This is a genomic window from Microbacterium sp. (assembly GCF_047972865.1).
Taxonomy (GTDB): Bacteria; Actinomycetota; Actinomycetes; order Actinomycetales; family Microbacteriaceae; genus Microbacterium.
Map to the genome: position 1 here is coordinate 1 of NZ_JBKEAY010000269.1, position 4,906 is coordinate 4,906.

6 protein-coding genes are annotated in these 4,906 nt (G+C 69.6%); all 6 read left to right on the forward strand.

Annotation, left to right across the window (positions count from 1 at the left end; translation table 11 throughout):
- Positions 1–1,053: gamma-glutamyltransferase (locus ACK5KK_RS16130; protein ID WP_416891099.1), on the forward strand; the 1,053-nt coding region annotated here is incomplete at its 5' end.
- Positions 1,037–1,498, forward strand: coding sequence for a VOC family protein (locus tag ACK5KK_RS16135; RefSeq protein ID WP_416891100.1), 462 nt, complete (start codon positions 1,037–1,039; stop codon positions 1,496–1,498). The genes ACK5KK_RS16130 and ACK5KK_RS16135, both read left to right, overlap by 17 nt.
- Before the next feature lie 50 nt (positions 1,499–1,548).
- Positions 1,549–2,502, forward strand: coding sequence for a thiamine pyrophosphate-dependent dehydrogenase E1 component subunit alpha (locus ACK5KK_RS16140; RefSeq protein WP_416891101.1), 954 nt, complete (start codon positions 1,549–1,551; stop codon positions 2,500–2,502).
- Positions 2,499–3,521, forward strand: a complete 1,023-nt coding sequence (locus ACK5KK_RS16145; RefSeq protein ID WP_416891102.1) for an alpha-ketoacid dehydrogenase subunit beta — start codon at positions 2,499–2,501, stop codon at positions 3,519–3,521. The genes ACK5KK_RS16140 and ACK5KK_RS16145 overlap by 4 nt, the downstream gene beginning before the upstream one ends.
- Complete coding sequence (locus ACK5KK_RS16150; RefSeq protein WP_416891103.1) at positions 3,518–4,276, forward strand: SDR family NAD(P)-dependent oxidoreductase; 759 nt, start codon at positions 3,518–3,520, stop codon at positions 4,274–4,276. Before ACK5KK_RS16145 ends, ACK5KK_RS16150 begins: the two co-directional genes overlap by 4 nt.
- 31 nt (positions 4,277–4,307) lie before the next feature.
- A partial coding sequence (locus tag ACK5KK_RS16155; protein ID WP_416891104.1) for a M20 family metallopeptidase occupies positions 4,308–4,906 on the forward strand: 599 nt, incomplete at its 3' end.

The following is a 4,906-nucleotide window of genomic DNA, read 5'->3' on the forward strand; positions in this document are numbered from 1 at the left end:
GAGGCCATCGAAGCCGCCCACGCCGAGTTCTACCGCAGCGACATCGCCGAGACGATCGCGGACTTCGTCGTCGCGCACGGCGGGTTCTTGGCGCCGTCGGATCTGGCCGGGTTCCGCGCCGACGTCACGCCGGCGCCCGCACTGCCGTTCGGGCGCTGGCGCGTGCACGTCACGCCCGCCTGGTCGCAGGGGCCCGTCATCGGTCAGGCCCTCGGGGTGCTCGAACGTCGCGGTATCCGCGACATCCCGTTCGGCACGGCTCGATACGCGCACGAAGTCGTGGAGGCGCTGAAAGTGGCTTTCAGCGAGCGCGAGCGCACCTACGGCGACCCGCGGATCACGCACGTCGACGAAGCGGAACTGTTCGGCGCGGACCGCCTGGCCGCGCTCGCCGCGACCATCGGTGACCGAGCGCTCGAAAACCTCCCGACCGTTCCCCAAGCCGGTCCTCGGCTTCCGTCGACGACGGCCATCGTCGTCGTCGACGAGGCGGGGGCCGCGTTCTCCAGTTCGCCCAGTGACACGCTCGACGGCGCCCCGATCATCCCCGAGCTCGGGATACTCTGCTCGCCCCGGGGCGTCCAGTCGCGGCTCGTGCCCGGGCATCCCAACGCCCTGCGCCCCGGCGCACGTCCGTGCGTCACCCCGGCCGCGGTCATCGCCCTCGACGCCGACGCGGACGCGGTGTGGGCGACCGCCTGCCCCGGGGGAGACGTCATCGTCCAGGCGATGACCCAGGCGATGCTCGCCGTCGATGTGTACGGGTATACACCGCAAGCGGCGGTCGAGGCGCCGAGGCTGTTCGGGTCGAGCTATCCGGGAGGCTTCCATCCCCATCCGGAGGGGGACTCGCTGGTCTTCCTGGAGACGGGGTTCGGCGAGGAAGTCGCTGACGATCTCGAGGGCCGCGGGCACTCCGTCGTCGGCTGGCCCGCGAATGAGTTCGACGCCGGGAGCGTGCAGACGGTGCTGTCCACGAAGACGTCCGCGGGCGAGCGTGTGATCGCGGCCGGTGCCGACTCGAGGAGGATCGCCTATGCCTACGCACGGTGAGCGGTATGGTCGCGCCGGAGCGCTGTCGTTCCACCATGCGGGCGTCGTGGTGGCAGATCTCGACGCCGCGATCGCCTACCACCGCGACATTCTCGGGTTCGAGGTCGATTTCCTCGTACGCGACATGGACGACCTGTTCCGTCGCACCGTGGGACTGCCGGGGGTCGTCTGCGACCTCGCGCAGCTGGTGGCGCCCTACGCGTCGACGCGGATCGAGGTGTTGCAGGTGCGACACCTGCCCGACGATGTCCCGGGCTGGATGCCCGTGCACGTCGGTGTGGGGCACACGGCGTATCAGGTCGACAACATCCGGGCATCGGTGGCGGCGCTGTGCGAGCGGGGCGGGCGGATCCTCGGCGAGATCGTCGAGTTCGAGGAGGGGCCTGCCGCCTACGTCGTGACTCCCGCCCGCACCATCATCGAACTGGAGGAAGCATGGACCTGACCGTCACCGACCGAGACACTTGGCGGGAGAGATTCCGGGCGATGAGCCTCATGAGGGCCTTCGAAGAGGCGTGCCTCGAGGGGGTCTCGACCAAGGAGATCCACGGGGAGCTCCACACCGCCATTGGTCAGGAGGCGATCGCCGTGGCGCTCTCGGAGACCCTCCGAGACGACGACGCGCTCGTCAGCACACACCGCAACCACCTGCATGCGCTCGCCAAGCGGGTGCCGCTGCGGCCGCTCATGGCCGAGATCTTCGAGAAGGACAGCGGGCTGTGCGGCGGTTTCGGTGGCCACATGCACATCTTCAGCCCGGAGCAGCGCTTCTCGACCACCGGAATCGTCGGCGCATCGTTGCCGGTCGCGCTCGGCCATGCCTACGCCGCGCGTTTGCAGGGGCGCGACTCGGTCGCGGTCGCGGTGATCGGTGACGGGGCCGTCAACACCGGCGGCTTCGCCGAGACGATGAACATGGCGGGCGTGCTGCGGCTGGGGCTCGTTGTTCTCATCGAGAACAACGAATGGGCGATCTCGGTGCCGTTCTCCGCGTCGAGCGCGACGCCGACGCTCGCCGAACGTGCCGCCGCCTCGTCCGCACCGGGGGTGCGGGTGGACGGTCTCGACGTCGATGCCGTACGAGGCGCGTTGCAGGATGCGCTTGACCACGCCCGCGCGGGTCAGGGTCCCGCCGTGGTGGAGGCGATGTGCTACCGGTTCCGTGGCCACTACGAGGGCGACCTCGATCTGTATCGCAGTGCGGCCGAGAAGGCCGACCGTGTCGAGAACCGGGATCCGCTGACGATCGCGGCTGCGGCGCTGCGCGATTCCGGCATCCTGTCCGCCCAGGAGACCGATGAGATCCGCCGCGCGGCGACCGTCGAGATCGCCGATGTGCTCAGCAAGGTCCGGGCCGACCGGCAACCGGACCCGGCGAGCGCGCGCGCCCACGTCTTCGGGTCGGGGCTGGAACCCGATCCGTCACCTCGAGAGGAGAGCCTCGCATGACCGCGGGCACCGAGACAGTACGCAACATCAACGTGTCGCAGGCCGTCGCCGAAGGGCTGCGGCTGGAGATGGAGGCCGACTCGTCCGTCCTCGTGATCGGCGAGGATGTCGGGGTGCAAGGCGGTGTGTTCGGAAGCACCCGCGGGTTGCAGAAGGCCTTCGGGCCAGAGCGGGTCCTGGACACACCCATTTCGGAGATGGCCTTCACCGGAATGGCGGTCGGGCTCGCGATGGAGGGCTATCGCCCCGTCGTCGAGATCATGTTCGTCGATTTCATCGGGGTGTGCCTGGAGCAGGTGTACAACGCGATCGCGAAGATCCCCTACATGTCGGGGGGACGGGTGCAGATGCCGGTCGTCATCAAGACGGCCGGCGGGGCGATCGGCGCGGCGGCGCAGCACTCCCAGACCCTCTGGGGGCTGTTCGCCCATCTCCCGGGACTGCGCGTCGTCGCACCGTCCACCCCGTACGACAGCAAGGGTCTCATCGCCGCCGCGGTGCGAAGCGACGACCCGGTGGTCTTCATCGAGCACAAGGGCCTGCTGCTGCAACGGGCCGCCGATTTCACGGTCGGTGCGGGCGTGCCCAAAGGACGCTACGACGTGCCGTTGGACCGCGCGGCGGTGATCCGACCCGGTGAGGACCTGACCCTCGTCACCCTCAGCGGGTCGGTGCCACGCGCCCTCGCGGCGGCGCAGGCTGCCGCCGATCGGGGTGTGAGCGTCGAAGTGATCGACTTGCGCTCGGTTGTGCCGGTGGACTGGCGTACGGTGTGCGAGTCGGTCGCGCGCACGCGTCGCCTTCTGGTCGTCGACGAGGACTACCTCGGCTTCGGCCTGAGCGGGGAGCTCGTCACCGGGGTCGTGGAGCGACTCGGTCTCGGCGGCCTCGATGCCGTGCACCGGCACGCAAACCCGAACGTCCCCGTGCCGGCGGCGCTTAGCATCGAGAACGAGATCGTCCCGAGCATCGTCTCGATCCGCCACGCGATCGACGCCGTGATGGCGGTGACGCGATGACGGCGCGGACCGTCGTCGTCATCGGCGGCACCGGAGCGATCGGCCAGGGAGTGTGCGTGACCCTGGCGGAGCAGGGAATGACCGTCGTGGTCGCCGATCTGCGCGGCGGCTCGTCGGTGGTTGAACGGCTGCCGGCCACCGACGCGCGACACCGCGCGATCACCCTCGACGTCACCGACCTGGATGCCGTGCTGGGAGCGCTCGGACCCGGCGGACACGAGGACTGCTACGACGCGATCGTCTATGCGGCCGGGACCAACTACACCGGGCCGGTGGCCACGACGGACTGGCACGCGTACGACCGGCTCCTCGACGTCAACCTGCGCGGTGCGTTCCACGTGGGCCAGGCGCTGAGCCGCAACCTGGCCGAGCGCCCCAGGGAATGCAGCGCGGTCTTCTTCTCCTCCACGGCGGGCCTGCACGGCGAGAGCGGCGGCGCCGTGTACTGCGCGACGAAGTTCGGCCTGGTGGGTTTCACCGAATCGCTCGCGTCGGAACTCGCCGTCCATGGCGGCCGTGTGAACGCGATCTGCCCGGGGAACGTCGACTCGCCGCTGTTGCGTGCGCTCGCCGACGACGTCGCGGTGCGTCGCGGGTGCGCCCCGGACGACATCCTCGCCGAGTACGCGCACACGTCCGCGTTCGGTCGCCTGATCGATATCCGCGAGGTCGCCGAGGTGACGGCCTTTTTGGCCGGGCCGCGATCGACCGGCATGAGCGGCCAGACTGTGGTCGTCGACGGACCCCCGCTGTGACCTGCGACACCTGCCCCAGGAGGAGAACATCATGATCGACTACGACCGCGTCGTCGCGGACACCCGCAGCCTCATCGCCATCGACAGCACCAACCCCGGCACCGGAGAGGCAGAGTGCGCGGCCTGGATCGAGAGTCGCCTGAACGATGTCGGCCTCAAGGTGCGCCGTCACCCGGTCGAGCCGGGCCGCGACAATCTCTCGGTGACCGTGCCCGGCCGCGATCGCGAGGCTCCGCGGTTCGTGCTGGTGTCGCACATGGACACGGTGCCGATCGGTGAAGGCTGGACGAAGCCGCCGTTGGGCGGTGTGATCGAGGACGGACGGCTGTACGGACGGGGTGCCTGCGACATGAAGTCCGGGCTCGCCCTCACGATCGGACTGCTCGAGGCGCTGGTGCGGACCGGTACCACCCCGGCATCCGACGTGACTGCCTTCTACACGGTCGACGAAGAGGCCCCCGGAATGCTCGGGGCGCACCAGCTGGTCAGCGACGGTCTGATCCGCTCCGACGACCAGATCCTCGCACCCGAGCCCAGCGGGATGCGGTTGCGCATCTCCCAGATGGGATTGCGGTGGCTCTCGCTGCGGGTCACCGGGCGCATGGCTCACGCGGGCCGCGCTCACCTTGG